The following is a 202-nucleotide window of genomic DNA, read 5'->3' as shown; positions in this document are numbered from 1 at the left end:
CCTGCTGCCATCGTCCGTGAAGGGGTTGGCGATGAAGCGCTCCGCGCTCAGCCCGGCACGGTTCAGGTAGCCGCGTGCCAGCCCTTCGCCCGCCACGAACAGCTCTCCGGCCACGCCCTGCGGCAGCAGGTCCAGGCTGCCATCGAGCACATACAGGCCCAGGTCGGGAATCGCCACTCCGACGGGGCTGCGTCCTCCTTGA

The 202-nt window shown here is 69.3% G+C and carries 1 protein-coding gene; it reads right to left on the bottom strand.

Annotation, left to right across the window (positions count from 1 at the left end):
• Positions 1–202 (bottom strand): AMP-binding protein (locus tag IAE24_RS30160; RefSeq protein ID WP_199962563.1); only part of this gene is annotated, 202 nt, incomplete at both ends.

Source organism: Delftia sp. S65, assembly GCF_016516495.1.
Lineage (GTDB): Bacteria > Pseudomonadota > Gammaproteobacteria > Burkholderiales > Burkholderiaceae_C > Comamonas > Comamonas acidovorans.
The sequence above is the reverse complement of the archived record's forward strand: the minus strand, read 5'-3'. Positions and strand labels throughout refer to the sequence as shown.